At 49.0% G+C, this 19,479-nt stretch carries 16 protein-coding genes and 1 pseudogene; 5 read left to right on the forward strand and 12 right to left on the reverse strand.

The annotated features are described in order from the left end of the window. Nucleotides 1–275 precede the first annotated feature (275 nt). The 3 genes from JMI88_RS09285 to JMI88_RS09295 all read left to right on the forward strand — a co-directional run bounded on the left by JMI88_RS09285 (nt 276) and on the right by JMI88_RS09295 (nt 3,095). Nucleotides 276–1,406 carry a ParM/StbA family protein gene (locus tag JMI88_RS09285; protein ID WP_201361526.1) on the forward strand — a complete coding sequence of 377 codons (1,131 nt, stop codon included), beginning with the start codon at nt 276–278 and terminating at the stop codon, nt 1,404–1,406. A 35-nt stretch (nt 1,407–1,441) separates the two neighbouring features. Beyond that, complete coding sequence (locus tag JMI88_RS09290) at nt 1,442–1,930, forward strand: hypothetical protein (protein ID WP_201361527.1); 489 nt, start codon at nt 1,442–1,444, stop codon at nt 1,928–1,930. Between the two features lie 487 nt (nt 1,931–2,417). After that, a complete protein-coding gene (locus JMI88_RS09295) occupies nt 2,418–3,095 on the forward strand; it encodes an HAD family hydrolase (protein ID WP_201361528.1) in 678 nt (225 codons plus the stop codon). Nucleotides 3,096–3,201: 106 nt separating this feature from the next. Here the strand turns inward: JMI88_RS09295 and JMI88_RS09300 are convergent, their stop codons facing one another. From JMI88_RS09300 to phnC, 12 genes and pseudogenes are all read right to left on the reverse strand, one after another. Beyond that, nucleotides 3,202–4,380, reverse strand: a complete 1,179-nt coding sequence (locus tag JMI88_RS09300) for an alpha-D-ribose 1-methylphosphonate 5-triphosphate diphosphatase (RefSeq protein WP_201361529.1) — start codon at nt 4,378–4,380, stop codon at nt 3,202–3,204. A gap of 113 nt (nt 4,381–4,493) precedes the next feature. Then, entirely contained in the window at nt 4,494–5,135 is a 642-nt protein-coding gene (locus tag JMI88_RS09305; protein ID WP_201361530.1) for an LbetaH domain-containing protein, read from the reverse strand. A gap of 84 nt (nt 5,136–5,219) precedes the next feature. After that, on the reverse strand, nt 5,220–6,374 hold the full coding sequence (locus JMI88_RS09310; protein WP_201361531.1) for an alpha-D-ribose 1-methylphosphonate 5-triphosphate diphosphatase: 1,155 nt from the start codon (nt 6,372–6,374) through the stop codon (nt 5,220–5,222). A gap of 50 nt (nt 6,375–6,424) precedes the next feature. Then, nucleotides 6,425–7,129 carry a phosphonate C-P lyase system protein PhnL gene (locus JMI88_RS09315; RefSeq protein ID WP_201361532.1) on the reverse strand — a complete coding sequence of 235 codons (705 nt, stop codon included), beginning with the start codon at nt 7,127–7,129 and terminating at the stop codon, nt 6,425–6,427. Nucleotides 7,130–7,147: 18 nt separating this feature from the next. After that, nucleotides 7,148–8,044, reverse strand: coding sequence for an ATP-binding cassette domain-containing protein (locus tag JMI88_RS09320; protein ID WP_201361533.1), 897 nt, complete (start codon nt 8,042–8,044; stop codon nt 7,148–7,150). 2 nt (nt 8,045–8,046) lie between these two features. Then, entirely contained in the window at nt 8,047–9,015 is a 969-nt protein-coding gene (locus JMI88_RS09325; protein ID WP_201361534.1) for an alpha-D-ribose 1-methylphosphonate 5-phosphate C-P-lyase PhnJ, read from the reverse strand. 18 nt (nt 9,016–9,033) lie between these two features. Further along, nucleotides 9,034–10,269: a carbon-phosphorus lyase complex subunit PhnI gene (locus tag JMI88_RS09330; protein WP_201361535.1), complete on the reverse strand. Its 1,236-nt coding sequence runs from the start codon at nt 10,267–10,269 to the stop codon at nt 9,034–9,036. Nucleotides 10,270–10,301: 32 nt separating this feature from the next. Next, the gene (gene phnH, locus JMI88_RS09335; RefSeq protein WP_201361536.1) at nt 10,302–10,985 is read right to left on the reverse strand and encodes a phosphonate C-P lyase system protein PhnH; all 684 of its coding nucleotides are present in this window, start codon (nt 10,983–10,985) and stop codon (nt 10,302–10,304) included. Between the two features lies 1 nt (nt 10,986). After that, nucleotides 10,987–11,403: a phosphonate C-P lyase system protein PhnG gene (phnG, locus tag JMI88_RS09340; protein ID WP_201361537.1), complete on the reverse strand. Its 417-nt coding sequence runs from the start codon at nt 11,401–11,403 to the stop codon at nt 10,987–10,989. Nucleotides 11,404–11,504: 101 nt separating this feature from the next. Continuing rightward, entirely contained in the window at nt 11,505–12,446 is a 942-nt protein-coding gene (locus tag JMI88_RS09345) for a phosphate/phosphite/phosphonate ABC transporter substrate-binding protein (protein ID WP_201361538.1), read from the reverse strand. 65 nt (nt 12,447–12,511) lie between these two features. Further along, complete coding sequence (gene phnE, locus JMI88_RS09350; RefSeq protein ID WP_236022877.1) at nt 12,512–13,792, reverse strand: phosphonate ABC transporter, permease protein PhnE; 1,281 nt, start codon at nt 13,790–13,792, stop codon at nt 12,512–12,514. A 228-nt stretch (nt 13,793–14,020) separates the two neighbouring features. Further along, a pseudogene (gene phnC, locus JMI88_RS09355) lies at nt 14,021–14,745 on the reverse strand (phosphonate ABC transporter ATP-binding protein). Nucleotides 14,746–15,280: 535 nt separating this feature from the next. Here phnC and JMI88_RS09360 point away from each other — a divergent pair. Both JMI88_RS09360 and JMI88_RS09365 read left to right on the forward strand, forming a co-directional pair. Continuing rightward, complete coding sequence (locus tag JMI88_RS09360) at nt 15,281–16,978, forward strand: PhnD/SsuA/transferrin family substrate-binding protein (RefSeq protein ID WP_201361539.1); 1,698 nt, start codon at nt 15,281–15,283, stop codon at nt 16,976–16,978. A gap of 686 nt (nt 16,979–17,664) precedes the next feature. Then, complete coding sequence (locus JMI88_RS09365; RefSeq protein ID WP_201361540.1) at nt 17,665–19,479, forward strand: ABC transporter permease; 1,815 nt, start codon at nt 17,665–17,667, stop codon at nt 19,477–19,479.

The following is a 19,479-nucleotide window of genomic DNA, read 5'->3' on the forward strand; positions in this document are numbered from 1 at the left end:
CTATCACTATAAACAAAGAGAGAATGAAAGTCAACCTTATAACACGTCTGGCATCTAGCATCGTTCACCCTCAGGTGTATTTGGTAGCATTTATAGAAACACGTGAAATACTTGAAATACTTGCTGATAGGTTTGACATTAGTACCATCAAAAAGGGAAAAGTTATTCAAATAGATGCTTATCGTTGCACAATAAAAATGTATATTTATTACTAGCGGATTTGTATCGCAATTTTATTCAGATATTTTAGGAAGTACAGAAGAGAGTTCGAACTCATGAAATGGTATCCTTATGGACATGATTTTGGTAATGCCGAAATAGGTGGTGTGACGGTTATTAATGGTAAAACTGTCTCGCTAAGTATTCCGACGGCTTTCGCCAAGGTTGATACGGTCGCTTTACGTAATCTTGGTGTGAATGTCGAACAATCAAACGTTCATGTTATGCAGTTAGAAGATGAAGAGGCAGCCTATGCGATCGGTGATCTGGCATTGCAGCAGTCGATCGACGCCTATCATGGACGCGGCGATATTCAGCGTTACGCCAGTCGCTTTAGTTTGCGTAGCTTACTCACGGTAGCTGCTACCTTGATTCCTGATGCTGAGTTTGGTATTTATGTCGTTACCGGCCTGCCAGCCGAGACCTATATCAAAAATGCCGCCTTACGTTTAGCCATCAAAGAGGCATTGGATGGCACCTACACCTTTACCCTGAACGATGAAAAGACCCCTCGCCGTGTTGTGGTTGAAGTCGCGACTGTGGTGATGGAAGGTGCCGGCGCTTTGATCGCCTATAACGATCGGTCCAGCAACAAAATGACCGAGAGCGCGGTCATTGACATTGGTGGGCGTACCACCGACCTGTATGTGGCACGTGGCCAGGTGCCTGTGGTTGAGTATTGTAAGGGTAAGCCGGTGGGCGTCGAGATGGCTACCCAGATGATGATGGACTCATTTGAGAACAAGTACGATCGCCCCCTTTCATTGCTAGAAGCACGTGAAATCATGCATGCATATGCGGCCCAGGCTCAGGGGGAAATTGCCCGCTATCCAGAAATCTCTTCGTATGGGCAGACTATCGGCCACTATGAGTTGGAGCGCCTGGTCACTGAAGCGGTTACCCAGGTTGGTAGCGAGATCGTCTCCTTTGTAGCCTCTGCATGGCGACAAAGCGACCGTGACGCGGTTGCGGCTAGTTTCAAGCCGGTTTTAAATATTGGTGGTGGCGTCTTCTATTTCTATAACTTTCTCAAGAAACGCATACCCCATCTTTCCAGGCCCGATGATCCGGTTCATGCTAACTGTATCGGCTATTGTACTCTGGCTGGTCGTCTGTTGATTCGCAAGGTCCAGAGCAGCAGCGGCAGCAGCAGCAACGGGAGTTCCGCCAGCATTCGTATATTCTAAATCGCATATGCTAAATTAGTAGGAAGAGAAATCGTATGTCACAATCTTCATCAGATAAATTCCTGCATTTCACAGTTGGTCTGTTGAAGGACTCTGAAGCATTAGAGTTATTACGGCAGGATGCCGTAAAACATCATATGATTGATAACCCTGGACAACTGATCGCCCTACGTCTGACTGAGTATTATGAGATGATGAGCAAGGGGATTGTCCAGCCCGTTGTCCGTGTACCAGCGGTGGTCACGCCAGCCGGACCCGAGGTAAAACCGCAATCCGAAGCGGATGTACAGGTACCGTTTCATAAGCCTGTTCCTGTACAATCGTCCCAGCCAATGCAGCCAGTCCAGCCGCAGCAACCGGGCAGGCAGACTCCCGCGCCGGCGTATGACAATGGACCTGTTGTGCGCCAGCCAACTGGCCGTATGCGTGCCATCATGCAAAATAGGGGTGAAAGTATTGTTTCCACCTCCTCAAACGCCGATCAAAACGCTGACGAGGCCGCCGACTACTGGTCACTTCTCTAGAAATCGGGCGCGAGGCCCGAACCTATGGGGGATGCGTTTTTTGTATTGTGCTACACATTGGATGCACATCCAATGTGTAAAATGCCGCGGGTGCGTATGCACCCGCCCGTATGGCGGCGCTTTGTTCTCCCAGAAGGGGAACATTGAAATGAATAAATTCTTCTTCGGCAATCGCGCCCGCGATGACTTCGCCTTTACTGACCACCTCTGCAACCGCTTGATGACTGAATGAGAATCTTTCGCTGCTGAGTGTAGTATCTATCGAGCATATTTCCCATTATTAACAAATAATAACATATATTAACATTCCTTTTGCCAACTTTTAACAAAAATACCGTTGACTTGAGCAGCCTGGATGGGTTACAAATGATGCGTAAAGCTTTACGCAAGCTGAAGCTATTGTCAATTGCTGTGGAGAGTAGAGGATCCCATACCGGGGTCCTCCCTGCATATGATTCACGCATACATATGAATAATGGAGAGATCGATGGGACCCATTCAACTGGTAGTCTTTGATATGGCTGGAACCACTGTCGATGATACAGGCAATCGTGTACTTACCTGCCTGATAGAGACGGCTCGTATCCATAATTTACCGGGTACACGTGAAGAGCTCAACGCGTTGATGGGCATGAATAAACGCGAAGTTTTTGAAATGCTGGCCGCCCGCCAGCTATCCGGTCATTCTGACACCGCGCATAAACTGGCAGAGGAGGCGCTGGCTACCTTTGTTGATCAGATGAAGGCAGCATATTCCCAACATGTGGCACCCATTGACGGTGCGGAAGAGACCTTTGCGTTTCTGAAGGAGCGTAGCATTAAAGTGGCCCTTGATACCGGCTTCGATTCAATCATCGGCGGCATTATTCTGGATCGCCTCGGCTGGCTGGGACGCTATGTGGATTGCGCGGTTTTTTCAAGCGATGTGTCGCGCGGTCGGCCCGCTCCTTTTATGATTTTTCGCGCCATGGGGCAGCTGGATGTGCAGGATGTACGCCAGGTCATGAAACTGGGAGACTCGCCTGCAGATCTGGATGAGGGTTCAAATGCTGGCTGTGGCGAGGTTATCGGCGTGCTGAGTGGTGCGCATACCGCTACGACGTTGGGACGCTATCGTCATACACGCCTTATTCCTAGCGTTGCCGCATTGCCTTCGTTGTTTTAATTAGGAAGAGATAAATATACACATGGGGGTTCATCTGTAGTTTTAAGGTTGCAAAGGCGGGAACAAGATCACCTCTGGCTCTACGCCACCGAGGCGATCCCATTGTTCAGAGGTGTTGTACGTAGTCAGACTGATAAACAATCTCACCATTCACCAGCGTTTTGCGAACCAGTGGATACCCTTCAAATACTTCGACAAGGAGCAGGTCTGCACACTTCCCTGCTTCAATCGAACCCAGGTTTCGATCGACCATGAGAGCCCGCGCAGGATTGAGTGTGACCATGCGGAACGCCTTTGCCATATCCATCCCCTGATTTATCAGGCGAAATACAGAGGCCAGCATTGCAGAGGGATAATAATCGGAACAGATGATATGTGCTGCGTTGGCATTAATGGCGTCCAGGGCACTCATATTCTTGCCATGTGAACCGCCGCGTACAATATTCGGGGCACCTACGCTCACATGTAAGCCACATTCGCTGGCGTAGATGGCTGTCTGCAGGTTCATGGGAAACTCGCTCACCGAAATACCACAATCCAGGATCTGATTGATTTTTTCTGACGAATCGTCGTCATGAGATGCTACAGGAATACCTGCCGAAATTGCAGATTGAGCCAGTTGTTTCAGTATTTGCCAGTTTATTTGCTTATGCTTCTCAACCATACGTTGAGCCATAGCTGCGGCTGCTGCCCCCTGTAGACCATGTGTCTTACTTACATAAACTTCATATGAACCAGATGCGCTATATTGCCCTTGACCGGGCGAATGATCCATTAAAGACAGCAGTTGTATTGAGTTATCACTGATGTGCTTTCTTACAATATCAATAGCAGGAAAGTTGATTACTTCGTAACGTAAGTGGAGACGGTGACGAAGAAGTGAACGTGTGTGTGAAAGCCGATGAAATGCCAGCAGAGCTTGTTCGACTACCTCATCACTACGCACGCCCACGCCACCGGACATGGATAGTCCATGGTATATGGTAGTAATACCATGGACTACAAGTTTTCTTTCTAGTTCATAGAAAGCCATCTCCATTGGAAATCGCGAGCCAGGACGCGGCTCAATTTCCTTCTCAATGGCATCGCTATGTATATCGATCATACCTGGCATAACATACATACCACAGGCATCAATGACCCTATCAGCATCAGGTACGATATCCATCTGTTCCGCGGGAACAATGGCTTCAATGCGTCCATCCTGTAGCAGAACAGTGCCCTGTATCGTTTGATCTGGCAAAACAACTGTTCCGCCTGTGATGGCAATAATATCTTTCCTCAATTATTTCTACCCCAATCATCTTTCTCGTTCTATGTTATCTCTTTCACAGCCCACCTGGAAAAGCTTTCAAGTGGACTGTCGTGTCCATCAGGCTGGTAGTTTAATGGATGGAGTTACTTACGACCATGCTTTTTTAAAAAAGATTCCAGGTCATTGAAATCAGCAAAGCATTCCACGAGTTTCTCACGCGGCCAATCCCACCAGGCAATCCGTAGCAACTGCTCCGCGATCTCACGAGTGAAGCGTTCTTTGAGCGGCCTGGCCGGGACTCCCCCAACTATCGTATAAGGCTCAACGTCATGGGTGACGACAGCGCCGGCCCCTATGACTGCTCCTGTACCAATAGTTCTGCCCGGTAAAATCGTTGCGCCATGGCCGATCCATACATCATGACCGATTTTTACGCTGTGAGCACGACGCCACGCAAATATGCTTTCATCATTGGTTTCTGCAAAGCCATAGGCCACGCGACGATAGGTCGCATGATGCTGCGTGACCCGGTCCATGGGATGATTGCCGGGATTAATCGTTACATGGGAGGCGATAGAGCAAAATTTCCCGATGTCCGCATAGTTAATCTCGACGCTCTCACTTGTGTAGGTGTAATCGCCGATCTTTGACTCAAGAAGCGCAGAAGCGGGACCAATAGACGTCCACGCACCAAGCTCACTGGCGCGGACAATCGCCGTTGCATCGACAAATGGTTGCTCAGATAAGACGTGCTGCCAGAGCAGCGCAGAATGTTCTTTCGACATAGACGTACTTGCGTACCTTCCTTCGCAAGAGAGATAGAGTGGATAGAGGTGAACACGCCACTCCATTCACCACAACAATAGTATTCAAGCAAGCTTTAGTTTCTCTTCTCCAGCAAGGAATAAGCGCTGGACTCTGGGAAAACCCTGCTTCGCAGGCTGCACAAGGATCATATCAGCCACCTTGCCAATCTCAAGTGATCCATATTCCTGATCCAGGTGAACCGCACAGGCTGGATTGAGGGTAACCAGGCGTGTGGCCTCTGGCAAAGGTAATATCTGCTGTTTCGTGAGGCCAAACACGGCACCAAGCATCGAGCTTGGATGGTAATCCGCGCATAACACATCAACAACGCCGGCTTTAATTCCTTCCGATGCACTTAAATTTCCGCCGCTAGAGCGTCCCCGCACAACGTTAGGAGCGCCCATACAGACGGCCAGACCTAATTCATGAGCTCGTTGGGCGGCTTCCATTGTGGTTGGGAACTCACTTATACTAACCCCAAGTTCCGGCCATTGCTCTACCTTGCTGGCGGTATCATCGTCATGCGTTGCTATCGCTAAACCAGCTTCTCGCGCCGCATTCGTGATTCGCGTAATCCGCGCTGGCACGTAGACCTGTTGGCTGCGTTTCATTTCTAGCATTAGATCAATTTCCGCATCACTGCGATTGGTCGTAAATGCCATATATTCGCGGAAGACTTTTTCCGAAGGATATTGACCTTGACCGGGACTATGATCCATCAGGGAGATCAGGTCACATTCTCGCTGCGCTATCATCTGTTCGATAATAGCATTACCGCGTTCACTACTAAGTTCTAAACGGGCATGAAGTTTATGGCGAATGAGATGCTCTTCCTGGTCTTCTTGCAGAATCTGAGAGAGATCTCGCACAAGTTTATCTGTACGCACCCCGAACTCATCGTCGTTCAATGAGACGGCATGAAATTCGCAGGTAATACCACTCCCTGCTAAGCGATAATCTGCCTCTTGCAAAGCAATATGAATATCAAAATGTACCTTAGGGCGAGGTTCAACAAGCCGTTCAATGGCATCGCAGTGTAAATCAATAAGCCCTGGCAGCAAGAAGCCGGCTTCACCATCTATCGTATGAGACCCAGGACCAGGGCACGTTGCCTCTTCACCCAAATCGAGAATGGACTTATCTTCAATAAGTAACCAGCCCCCCTCAATCAAACGGTCAGGTAAGACGAGCGTTGCATGGTGTATCAACGTTTGCACAACTTTTGCTCCTAAAAGCGTGAAAACAAACTACCACATTATCTGTCAGGTTATGCTTCTAGCCTGAAAATCTCATCAGCCAGAGGCTCCATCACTGCTGTGTCATGCGAAACAGCGAGAATAGTCACACCAGCAGCTTTTGCCTCATTGATCAGCTCAAGTACAATTGACTTTGAGACGGCATCGAGACTGGCTGTAGGTTCGTCAAGCAGTAAGAAACGTGGGGCAGCAATAAATGCTCTCGCCAGGTTCAAACGCTGCTGTTCGCCACCACTAAAGGTCATCGGGCTCGCTTGCCAGCGGCTCTCTTCAATTCCAAGCCGCCGTAACCATTGTGCTGCTCGCCCCAATGCCTCTTCACGTGGCACACCACCGCGCATTAGTGGCTCAGCCGTCGCATCCAAAGCTGGAACACGTGGCAATACTTTGAGAAATTGCGAACAATAGCCTAGTTCGCGTGCTCGTAACTTAATAATGATCTCTTCAGGTGCAGTGGCAATATTTACGCGGCCAAATGCTTGTGACTCGTACCAGATATCTCCACCCGTTGTCAGATAGGTGCGATAAATACATTTCAAAATGGTTGTTTTTCCTGCCCCGCTTTTGCCACTGATCATAAAGAGGTCGCCCTGACGAAGCTGAAAAGAAAGATCATTAAATGGCTTGAGGATACGGCCATCTATCAGGTGCATATGAAAATCTTTCTTGAGCTTGCGCACTTCCAGTATGGGCTGATTGTGTTCAACAGTTTGCATCGCTTTCCTACCCTCTGTTTACAAAGCCGAAGATACAAGTAATTGAGTGTAGGGATGTTGTGGATCTTCCAGGATTTGATCGGTCAACCCACTTTCAACTACTCTGCCACTCTTCATCACGATAGTTCGTTCCGCCAGTTGTTTAATGACGCCAAGGTCGTGTGACACTAACAACATCGTCATTTGCAGCTCCCACCGGATCTGTTTGATGAGATCCAGGACACGTGCCTGAACAGAGAGATCGAGTCCCGTTGTCACTTCGTCCAACAACAAGACCGCGGGACTACTTGAGAGCGCCTTCGATATTTGTACGCGCTGCAACATGCCACCACTAAACTTTTTTGGATCATCATCGATGCGCTCAGGCGACAATTCTGTGAGTTGCATGAGTTTCGCCGTCCTCTCTCTGATATGTCCAACGTTGCGCCAGTTCGCCAGCAGCAATTTCTCGGCGACATTGCCACCAACGGTAAAGTTCATATTCAAACCAAGTTCAGGACGCTGATACACAATACCCAGTCGTTCATTTCGAAACACACGACGGGTATATTTGTCGAGCATCAATAGATTCACCGGGTTGCCAGAAATATCATCCAGGTTGCCAGGCTCCTGAAACAGAAGCTCTCCATTATCAGCTGGCAAGCTTAAGTTGACAATTTGCATGAGCGTGCTTTTACCACTACCGCTTTCGCCCACGATACCCAGGACTTCACCCCTTCCCAGAGTGAATGATACATCGATGCACGCGAATACCGTGCCACAAACTGGACAACGATTGCCGAGGTCAGGGCCAGTTAACAGAGAGCAGTATGAACAACCGGAGCCGTAACGTTTTGTCAGATTATCTGCCTTGAGCACCCACGTTTGCCTGGTCTTCTGCTCAACTTCGTCTCTCGCATCTGGTACTATTGACATATTTACTCAACCTCCATGGTCTCAGATTGTGCTCTGGCCTGTACGCGTTTCTGACAAAAGCTGGTATCTGAACAGAGATACATCCAGCGTCCCTCCATCTCTGGACCCTGGGGATCAACGAAGACGCGAGTTAAAAAAGTGTCGTTCGAGCCACAGCGCTCACAATGTTGTGTTGGATCATACTCAGTCTTGAAGGGATAGTCCTCAAATTGCAGTGGCACGACCTTTGTATAAGGTGGAACAGCATAAACACGCTTCTCGCGACCGGCGCCAAATAAGTACAGCGTTTCTGCCTGGTGGAGACGCGGCACGTCGTAACGGGGAATTGGTGTGGTATCCATAATATAACGATCTTCGACAAGTACTGGATATTGCGATGTGATATCCACGTCACCCGAACGGACCACGCTCTCGTACATATAAACCCACATATGGCCATAATCCGCCTCTGCGTGCATCTCGGTTGCATGCTCCAACACCGGCTCAACCCAGCGTAATGGATCAGCCATTGGTACCTGTAGTACAAGAATTTGGTCTTTACGCATCTTCTCTTCAGGAATACGGTGCCGAGTCTGCACTATTGTGGATTGCGTCGTATCGGTCGTAAAGTTTATCCCAGTTGTCTTCTTAACCAGGCGGCGTAGATTGACTGCATTGACGCTATCATCATCACCCTGGTCGATTACCTTCAGGATATCCTGTGGCTCTACAAGCGACATTGTTACCTGTAATCCACCTGTTCCCCAGCCACGCGCAATTGGCAGATCACGGCTGGCAAAAGGAATCAGGTGACCAGGCAACGCAACGGCCTTGAGCAACTTACGCCGTATCTCACGCTTTGAGTCCTCATCAATAAAGGCAAAGTTGTACAGTAACTCCGCTTCCTGCGGTTCAGAATTCGCTTGTGCTGCAGCCACAGATGGTGAGTCGATCAATTGACGCATGAGATCATTAAGTTTATATTCTTGCATTGTTCTCGTTTCCATTTTTTATTTGTCTGCCGCGCTCTGTCGCGCTTTATTTAACAAGTCTTGTAACTTGATCTCTGCCTGCTGACGCCGCTCAGCCGTTTCAGCGAATTGAGCCGCCCGGTGATTGCGTGAGCGTTCCAACACACTGATATTCGCCTGGAACGTAACATAATGTGGTAATTTATAGTGCGCGGTGAAACCGCTTGCCTCTATGCCATCGGTATGGAGCAGTACAAACTCTTCGTTCGAGGCAGGTCCTGTCCCTCCATGCTGATTGTTCTCTTTCGCTGCGCTCAACACACGATCCAGTAGTGACATACTCATGACCTTGACTTCGCTGTGGCCGAAACCAAAACCATAGCCCAGACCGAATTTCGGCAGTGCCGCCTCTTGTTTTGACTCAGCATCCTGTCCATCTTCAGCTGATTCCACACGTGAGACCATTTCACATTCCGTCGCCAGGATCTCCCCAATTTCCACAGGTTCACCAGTCAGAGGATGAGCAACTTCAACAGGAATGTAACCATAGCGCAGTTCGCCGAGCGTTGGATGCACATCACTATAGCCACGCACACTACTATAGGCGAAGGTCATCAAGCTGCCGGCATCCGCTTGAGACAACACTTGTAAACGTGCACTGCGAGGAGCGGGAAACGTCAGAGCTTTACGTGTGATATCGTATGGTTCAGCATTTGCTTCTGCTTGTTCTTGTACTGGTGGTTCCGCCAGGATATGCTGAGCACGCATGCTCTCAATCACCTTTGGAAAGGCCTGCTGTCCCTCTGGAACTTCTTCCATCATCAGCTCTTCGATCTCGGTCAGACGCTCACGCGCTGATTGGCTTGATTCTTCACGAAGCAGTGTATTGAGCAAGCGCAGATTATAGTCACGCGTTGGACCAAGCAATTGTCCGCCAGGAATATCTTTGAAAGTTGCAGAGATGCGGCGCAGCACTCGCATACGTGCCCCTTTTGCAGGCAATGAATAATCGACACGTGATATCGTTGAACGGTAGGCTCGCAACAAGAAGCTCGCCTCCAGCGCATCGCCCTCACTTTGCTTCAGCGCTAAAGCCGCTAACTCTGGAGCATAGATTGCTCCCTCCCCCATCGCACGATCAACAGCAAGTCGCATCTGGTCCTGAATCTGACGAACACTTATAGGCTCGCTTCCGCCTTTGAGCCGAAAATAGTCCACTAATTGCTCAGCATTCAGAACAGCTTTTGTACCGCCTTTGACAGCAACATATGCCATAATTAATGCAAATCTCCTCTTTTTTCTGGATACTACTTCTCTTTGGAAAGAACTCGGATTCTTGTAGTGCGTGGCAAGCCAAGGCAGCGCCCAGTACCATCAACGAGATAGACATCTATGCCCAATGGATAATTTTGCCGGGCAAAAAGAATGGCCTTAATGTCCGACTCGCTTAGTCCAACGACATTGGCTGTGCGCAACTCTTGAATTCCAGGACCGCGCAACTCCAATGTAATGCCATCTTCTCGCTTTTTTGCTGCGTCTGCGTCCTCTCCCGAGGTAAGCTGTTCAACACAATAGAGAGCGGTCGCGCTCAACTCCGGTTCGAGCAGTGTACCCACACTCAATTGCGCAAGTAATTTGCCGTTTCCACCATCGCAAAAGAATGCAAAGGCTGCCTGTTCCGCATTCACAGTGTTTGATCCGCTTCTCAGCATGGTCCATTGCACTGCCGAATCAGTGCGCGGTAACCATTGACCATCAGCGGCCATAATGAATGTTGTCTCGCGATCAAGCAGGGTAAGCAGAGCGCCCAGCGCGTACATATTGATTAGTGTATCGCTCGCGGTCATTTGTGAAAAATAGGAGAGAGCATTCCCCAGAAAATGAGGATTCTCCAGTTGATTGATCTTCCCAGGACGTGCCAGAGCATCGAGAAGCGAACGGAAGGTACGTGTGCTGTAGAGAACCTGAGCACTTTGACTAGTTCCAATCATGCTACATCCTCTCAAATTCTACTTTGGTAGAGGCCACAAGCGCCAATTCTTTCCGATTCTTCTCCATAATTTGTGCATCCAAATTAATCAATTCTTGTGTCAGCCAATCAGCTACATCGCCACCTTTACGCAGTGCTGCATCAACCAGGGCGATCCCCATAGCATGCCGTTGACTATCGCCGATAATCATGCCAAAGCCAAATTGATCATCTAATTCTAATTTGACCTCAGTCACCAGGACCTCGCCTGCGTTAAAGAGGCTATTCGCTACCGTCTCGCGTACCCGTAGCATCACCAACCCCTGTTGTGGACCACTCAATAATTTCACCTGGCTTTGCTCATAATGCTCTAACACAGCAGAGGCGAGTCGGCAGACTTCCTCTTCCGGGCTATTTGCCAGGACGTGATAATGATTCATGCTCATTCTTCCCTTTTGAGAAACCATCGCCAGTACTTCTGGAAAACTCTGCATAGGGAGCGCAAAACGCTCCCTATGCAGATAGGGAAGTCGACTCTGGTTTAGCCGGCCACCTTCTGAAGATCGATATTCATTACTTTAGCCATAGTACGAATGCCATTGTAAAGACTGTCATCACAGTTCGTGAAACCACCAATGGCGATAGCATTGAGAGCGCCTGCATTGCCATTCAGCGCTACAAGTGCCTGCTGAAGAGAGGTGGCATCGCTCTTGCTGAGATTGGTACGCACTGCCATGGGACTCTCAGGGATAGGATCACTCTTGGCGACAATGGTGAGATCACCATTTTTGAATTTTCCTTCTTGCAGGAGTTGATTGTAGGTATCGCTAGCAACAGCACCAGCATCCGCTTTTCCGCTCAGGACAGCCAATAGTGATGCATCGTGTGAGCCGATGTATGAGCCTTTCACATCCGTATCCGCATTAAGACCAGCCTGTCGCATCATATAGCGGGGTTCAAGATTACCGCTGGTAGAGGCGGGATCGACAAATGAAAATGTTTTCCCTTTGAGATCTTGAATAGTCTTGATGCCGGTTTTCGGCGTAGTGATGATGTAGCTCTGGTAGGTAGACTCTTTGGTTTTCGGGGCCAATTCAAGCGAAATAGCCCGCGCACCGCCTTTTTGCGAGGCAAGAACATAGCTCAGGGGGCCGAAACTAGCCAGATCAGCCTTCCCGTTCAACATAGCCGTGATCACAGCGGTGTAGCTCGTACCGACAAAAATACTCACAGGTTTACAAATCTGCTTTGAAAGCGCGGTGGCGAATGGCTGTGTTTCACCTATGATGCTCGTCTGGCTTTCCGCCGGAATAACACCCAGGACTACCTTGCTCAAACTAATTGGGTGTGGGCAGTTCGCCGGACTTGCAGTACTGGTTGTACCGTTGCTGGTATTGCCACACGCGGCAAGCAGCATCAGGATACAGGTGAACAGCACAGCGAACGAAAGATATTTTTTTGACGTAGGCTTTATGCCTGACATTGTTGAACTCCTTTACCAGGAAATAAGGTAACGAAAAAACAAGATAGCGAAATATAGCTGGAACGCTAAAGCACGCGTGCTCGGACAAAGTCACTTATGCGGTCCAGAACGATAACGGTTATTACCAGGGTGACCAGAATAACCGTAACATTAGAGTAATTCAGTAGAGAGAGATTCTGATTTAAGAGAAAACCGATCCCACCACCACCCACAAACGCAACAACGGTTGAGTCTCGTGTATTTGACTCCCAGTAGTAGATCGAGGAACTGACCAGTAGCGGAAATACCTGTGGGAACACACCCCAGCGAAACTGTTTGGCCCCATTCGCGCCAGACGCGCTTAATGCCTCCATCGGCTGTGGTTCGACCGATTCAATAGCTTCTGCATACAATTTTGTTAACGACGAAATTGTGTGCAGTCCCAAGCCAAGTGCTCCTGGCACCGGGCCTAAACCAACAAAAGTGATAAATATTAATGCGAGCACAAGCGCAGGAATAGACCTGATTATGTTCACAAAGAACCGCACAATGTTGTAGATAACCGGATGTGGCGTCGTATTTCTGGCCGCTAACACACTCAAAGGCACAGCCCCAACGATGCCAATAACGGTAGCAACAACAGCAGTTTGTACTGTTAGCAGCATCGGTTGTATCACTGAGCTAAAGTAGCTCCAATTAGGTGGTACCATGGTGCGTAGAAGACTGGTACCAGACTGGCTGGTGAATAGCTCTGAGAAGACCCCAAAATTAAGCCCATCAATGCTAAATCCCCACCACAAGAACAGAACAAGCAAGGAGATAATTGAGATGATACTCCTACGAAATGCCAGCCAGAGCAGGACAGCAGCGAATAGCGCACTACCGAGCAAATTGAAATCCAGAATGACGAAAGTATATGAAAACGTTCCAAGGTTGATGCCCTTGACCGGACCCAGAGGTATGTCACCGGACAAAAAGTACAGGGCCACAAAGAGTAGGACGGTAATCGAAACGATACTGGTCGAGTTCAGCACTTCCCGAGGCTTTTTTATCGCTTTGGGTACAATTGCAACTGTTCCCAATACAGCGATAATGAGCGCAACAGCAATATTCACATTGAATGTTAAAGCCCAGTTAATAGAAACACTTCCCGCATCTATGACTCGTACAAACAGAAGCGCCGCACAGATGGCTACCGCCAGAGCTGTAAACTCAAGCGGCCAGTGGAAAAAACCAAAGGGCTTCGTAAGGTCTGGCGTCGGTTTGCGGAACCAGCTGTTCTTCGCTTGTGTCCGGCCATCAGGAATTCCGGAATTGACCACTCTCAGATCTTCAATTGTTGTTTTATCCGTTTCTTCAATTGACACGTCTTTTTCTCCTCATGGCAATGCTGTAAAAAGCATTTGGAAACGCCGCTCACTCGCGGCTAGCTCCGCCGCCAGAGCTCATCACTGGGAGCGAATCTTTTCTCAGAAACAGTGGTGGCTGTTTAGGCGGCTTCGCTCATCCAAATGAATGGCATGCCATTTCTAGCTCTACGCCGCCAAGAGACATCCAGGATACTGGAATGTTCTCGCAGAATAACTCGCAGCGCCTTATTCATTCTGTTGCGAAACGTGCTCGTAACGCGAGCGCGCGGCTGGATTAACGCCACGATAAATTTCTTGCAACAAAGAGTCAGTGAGCAGCGCTGGCGAACCATCATAGAGGATGCGTCCTTGAGCAATGCCAATGATGCGATCAGCAAAATGTTTCGCTGTCTCAATGTCATGAATATTGACGATAGTTGATACACCCAGTTCTTTGGCAGCTTTACGCAAATCGCCCATGACGCTCCACGAAAGTTCTGGATCCAGGCTGGCTACAGGTTCATCCGCCAGCATAATAAGTGGATCTTGCGCAAGAGCACGTGCAATGGCTACGCGCTGTTTTTCGCCGCCGGATAATTGATCAGCTCTGTATGTCGCACGCTGCAACATATTGACGCGACCCAGGCATTCCAGCGCCTTCTCTCGATGCTCATGGCTGAAGTAGCCAAGCATTGCATAAAAACTGTTTATGTAGCCAAGACGTCCTGTCAACACGTTATTCATAACAGAGAGGCGGTCAACCAGGTTAAACTCCTGGAAAATAAAGCCAATCTTTCTGCGCAGGGCAAGCTTTTCATTCTCACCCAAACTGGTAATATCTGTCCCCGAATCCTTATACTGCCCTGTGTTGATGGTATCAGCCCATTAATGCAGCGCAAAAGCGTAGACTTACCGGCTCCACTCCGTCCAATAATGCAAGTGAACTCCCCTCTGCGCGCCACAAAGCTCACGTCTTTCAGTGCTTCGTACCCATTTGAGTAAACTTTAGAGAGGCCATTGACTTCGAGAAGCGTCAAATTACTCAATGTTCGTTTCCCTGTTTCTTTCTATCCTTAAACTCTATACACGACAACACTAGCGATTCAGCAGTATTGTGAATGCGTTCCGTCGTTTACTTATGTCTCTCTCCGCTACCCCTGTATAGCCTTGCTCATCCTCGATACGGGCAACTGGCAGCACTTCGTCACCTCCAGTTTTTCCGTCGAGATCGTTATGTAAAGCTTTACGCACTTCAATTTTGCTTCAGACTGTGCTATAAAGTCAATAAAGAGAAGGATAAATAATTGTAAAACTCGATTTAACACGAATTTTACAAAACGACTTTTAAAAAGCCTATGAGTCTCCCTAATTTTGAAAAATCAGGGTAAACGTGCTTGATCGCTCTGCTTCAGTAAAAAGAGGTTATTCGGGCGAGACGCGCAGCCCTCGCCCGAATAACCTCTTCTTCCACTTTCTTCCTCGCGAAAAACATGTTATAATGGCGCAATGAAGCAAAGCACCCATAAGAGTGATCAGGATACACTTGTCTTCGCTACCAGCCCTGGACTACGTTGGAGTTTCGCCCAAACGGATGAGGCAATCATCCAATTACAGGAGCACTTAGGCTCGTTACTAGGGATGACCGTCCAGGTGGTTCTTGATGAGAATTATGAAGATATCCTTGCAGGTCTGGAAACTGGTCGTATTGATTTCGCGAAGCTTGGTCCCTATGCATTTGCTCAAGCTCAGGCGCGCTTTGGCGCACGCGCACTTGTGAAGGCGATAGATATTATACCCGATGACGCACACCCCCACCCCTATCGCAGTATTATTTTTACACGGGATAATAGTGGTATCACCCATCTTGCGCAAGTCAAAAATCAAAAATTCGGCTTTGTCGATCTGCACTCTACCACGGGCTATTTGATCGCAACGTTTCTGTTAGAACAGGCGGGGCTTGATCCGGCAGTTGACGTGGAGCCAGTTTTCTTATCGAGTCACCCGGCTGTAGCTGAGGCGGTTATTAAAGGCGAGGTTGTGGCCGGAGCCATAATGGAGGAAGAGTTCATACGTGCTACACATGAGGAAGGTTCTTTTGCCTTACGTCTCCTGGCCATGTCTCCACTCCTTTCAAGAGGGCCCATCGTTGTACGCCCCGATTTGCCTCGTGCGCTAGCACACAAATTACAGCTTGTCTTGGAGCAGATTCACCAATCGCAGCTTGATTGTCTCCAACTTTTGAAACTGCCGTCTCAGCGTTTTGTGGCTGCTACACAGCGCGAGAGATCACTAAAAACGATAGCAGAGCTAACGGGAGTGAGCTATGCTACCGTCTCACGAGCGATTAATGGCCGGGACCGCATCTCGTCAGCGACCTCGGCACGGATTCTAAAATTAGTGGAAGAATTAGGGTATCATCCCAATGCTGATGCTCGTGGTCTCCATAAATCGAGAGGTGAATTAATAGGCTTGCTTTTACCCTCTCTCAATTATCCCAATTTAGATGACGTTGTTGATGGGATACAAGAGATACTTAGTGAAATTCATATGCAGTTGTTAATTTGTCCTCTCGGTCAGGGGAAGCATCAGAAAATCTTGCAACGGCAAAAAGCTTATTTTGAAATGTTCTCCAATAGCCGTTTTGAAGGTGTATTGCTCACACAGTGGAATACGCTCGACCCAACCCCATTAGAAATGCTGGTGCGCAACGGTCGTCCATATATTCTCCTGGAGCAGGCTATTCTTGATGAAGGAATAAAGACGGCCTGTCAGTGGTTTGCAGAACAGGGGCATCAGCAGGTTGGACTCATCACCGGGCCAAATTCGCTACTTGAGCCTTCCATTACCCGTCAGGCCTGCCAAAGATTGACAGGAGCAAATTTTCAATTTATCGAAATCTCCGCCAATCCAACCGATTGGCATAACCTCCTCGCGCAAAAAACGGATGCGCCAACCGCGTTTCTCTGTACAGATGATCAAACAGCGCTCCAGCTTCGCCGCATTCTCGATGCGTCTGGTTCCCATTTGCCTGTACTGGGCATGGGAAACAGTCCCCTTGCTCATGGTGCTGGCTTACCAAGTCTTGCCTTTGAAGGGGCAAAATTAGGTCGCAGTGCCGCCTTACGGCTACTCAAAATGCTCAATGTCTCTACCCCGACCCAAAACGAGGAACTGCACTTTTGGATTCAGGCAAATTCTCTTTAAGCAGGGTTCAATATATACTTCCAAAAACTAAACGATCGCTAGATAGGAGAGACGGGTGAGCTGAAGCATTCGTGAGGGTAAGACTTCGTATAAAATAAGCTTGACAAGAGCGAATTGAGGGGGGTATAGTTTCCATGGAAAAAGTATGTTTGTTTTTATGCAATGAAAAGGAAGGAAAGTTCACTATGGACGAGGGCCCTGGTAGTCCTTTCCAGAAATGTTCAAGAAGGTGTGTCCTTTCTGACACAAATAATAGTGATATGTATAGGAGAGGGGTTAGCGATTCCCTCTGCTCTGTGGCTGACCTGTCACGGGAGGAGTATGCATTGCGCATGTAATGTTTTATGCTTGTTTTCCGTGAATATGCGTTATGCCACCTTTGATGGTGGTTTTTTTGTGCCCGCTTTTAAGTAGAGAAGTAGCACATTGGTCGCAGGGTATCTCCGTACATCACAAAGTTTCATCTGCCAAAGACGGAAAGAGAAGGTTTTCTGGCATGAATGCCGACCCTGAACAACGATGCACAGTTGTTTATCTTTCAATATCGTTACACCGGGCAGCGCGAGTGATGATCCTGCAAGACCTTAATGGCATATATGTGTGCCAGCTACTTTGACCTGGGTTCTTGGAGTATGCTCCTCTGTGCTGTCTGATCAAAACACGGACGTATAGATGGAGGTACTGAGATGGCTCAGGTTTACATCCCCGAGAACGTACAGGAGCGTGAGCAGCTCCAGGGTGGTTCGAGCGCACCCAGGCAGAACCGTCCACCGCGCGAGGAGCCTCGCAAACAACTGGGTTTCATCGATCTGGGTATCGCGCTGGTCCTGATCGCGGCCGTTTCTCTGATTATCGTTGCCGCTTCGCGTTGGACCGCCCCACTAAGCCCAACAATACAAATTGATTTATCACCGGCCACTTTACCAGTGTATGCAGGTTATTCTTTTCTGCGTATGTTGCTGGCATATATCTTATCGCTTATCTTTACATTCATTTATGGACACATTGCAGCCACCAATAAGCGGGCCAATACTGTTATGGTACCTTTACTGGATATATTGCAAAGCATTCCCATTTTATCCTTTTTGCCAGGCGTGGTGCTGGCTCTGGTTGGACTTTTCCCACATTCAAATATCGGGCTGGAGCTGGCCAGTGTGGTACTCATTTTCACCAGTCAGGCCTGGAATATGACTTTTAGCTATTATCATTCGGCTCGTACTTTGCCAAAGGATCTTAAAGAATTTTCGGCGGTTGCCCGTTTGCGTCCCTGGCAACGGTTCTTCAAATTAGAGGTGCCCGCCTCAATGATTGGTTTGATCTGGAATAGCATGATGAGCTGGGCGGGTGGCTGGTTCTTCTTGATGGCCTCCGAGCAGCTGGTGCTGGGCTCGCGCTCATTTCAATTGCCGGGTCTGGGTTCTTACCTGCAGACGGCTGCCAATAAGGGGAATGCGACCGCTTTAGTGTCGGGACTCGTTACCCTGATTGCTTTAATTATCCTGCTGGACTTTTTCTTCTGGCGTCCGCTAGTGGCCTGGGCGGACCGCTTTAAACTCGAAATGAATAGCGAAGGTGATGCGCCCACGTCTCCGGTGCTCAATGTTCTGCGCCGTTCGGCCCTGGTGGGTGCGCTCAACCAGCGACTCTTTCGGCCAATTGGATCTGTGATTGCGGGTATCCTGAATCGCTTGCAGCCGTTGCCTGGTGCGAGCAGCTTTGTCAGCGTCAATAAAATGGAGCAGCGCAGATTTACCGTGGGCGGCCTGCTCAAAATTGCGTTTATGGTGGCTCTGCTGATCGGCGTGCTGGTTGGTTTGTGGCACATGGTCCTCTTACTGCGCAACGTCTCGCTCGTCATGTGGGGACAGCTTGTGCTGGCGGCAGGAGCGACCTTCCTGCGTACCCTGATCGCTTTGCTGATCGGCCTGGCCTGGACGATCCCGGTTGGAGTGGCCATCGGACTCTCGCCCAAATGGTCCAGGCGCTTGCAGCCAGTGGTGCAGGTGGTGGCCTCGATCCCGGCGACCGCTCTGTTTCCGATTTTGCTGGTGGCCCTGGTAGGACTGCCCGGCGGACTTTCGCTGGCTGCCATCCTGTTGATGTTGCTGGGCACACAATGGTACATGCTCTTTAATATTATTGCTGGTGCCATGTCCATCCCGAGCGACCTGAAAGAGGCGACCACCATTTACCATGTCACGCGTTGGCGCCGCTGGCGCACCCTGATCTTGCCGGCGATCTTTCCCTACCTGGTGACGGGCATGCTAACGGCCAGCGGAGGCGCCTGGAATGCTAGCGTGGTCTCTGAATATGTTACCTTTAATGGGAAGACGGCGAGCACTTTTGGATTGGGCTCTATTATTGCAGCATCGGGTGCGGATGGCAATTTCTCGCTGCTCCTGGCAGGCACCTTGTTAATGGCTACCGTCGTGATATTGATCAATCGTTTGCTCTGGAAGCGCCTCTATGGCCTGGCCGAGCGTCGCTATATATTGGGTTAA

The sequence above is a fragment of the Dictyobacter formicarum genome, assembly GCF_016587435.1.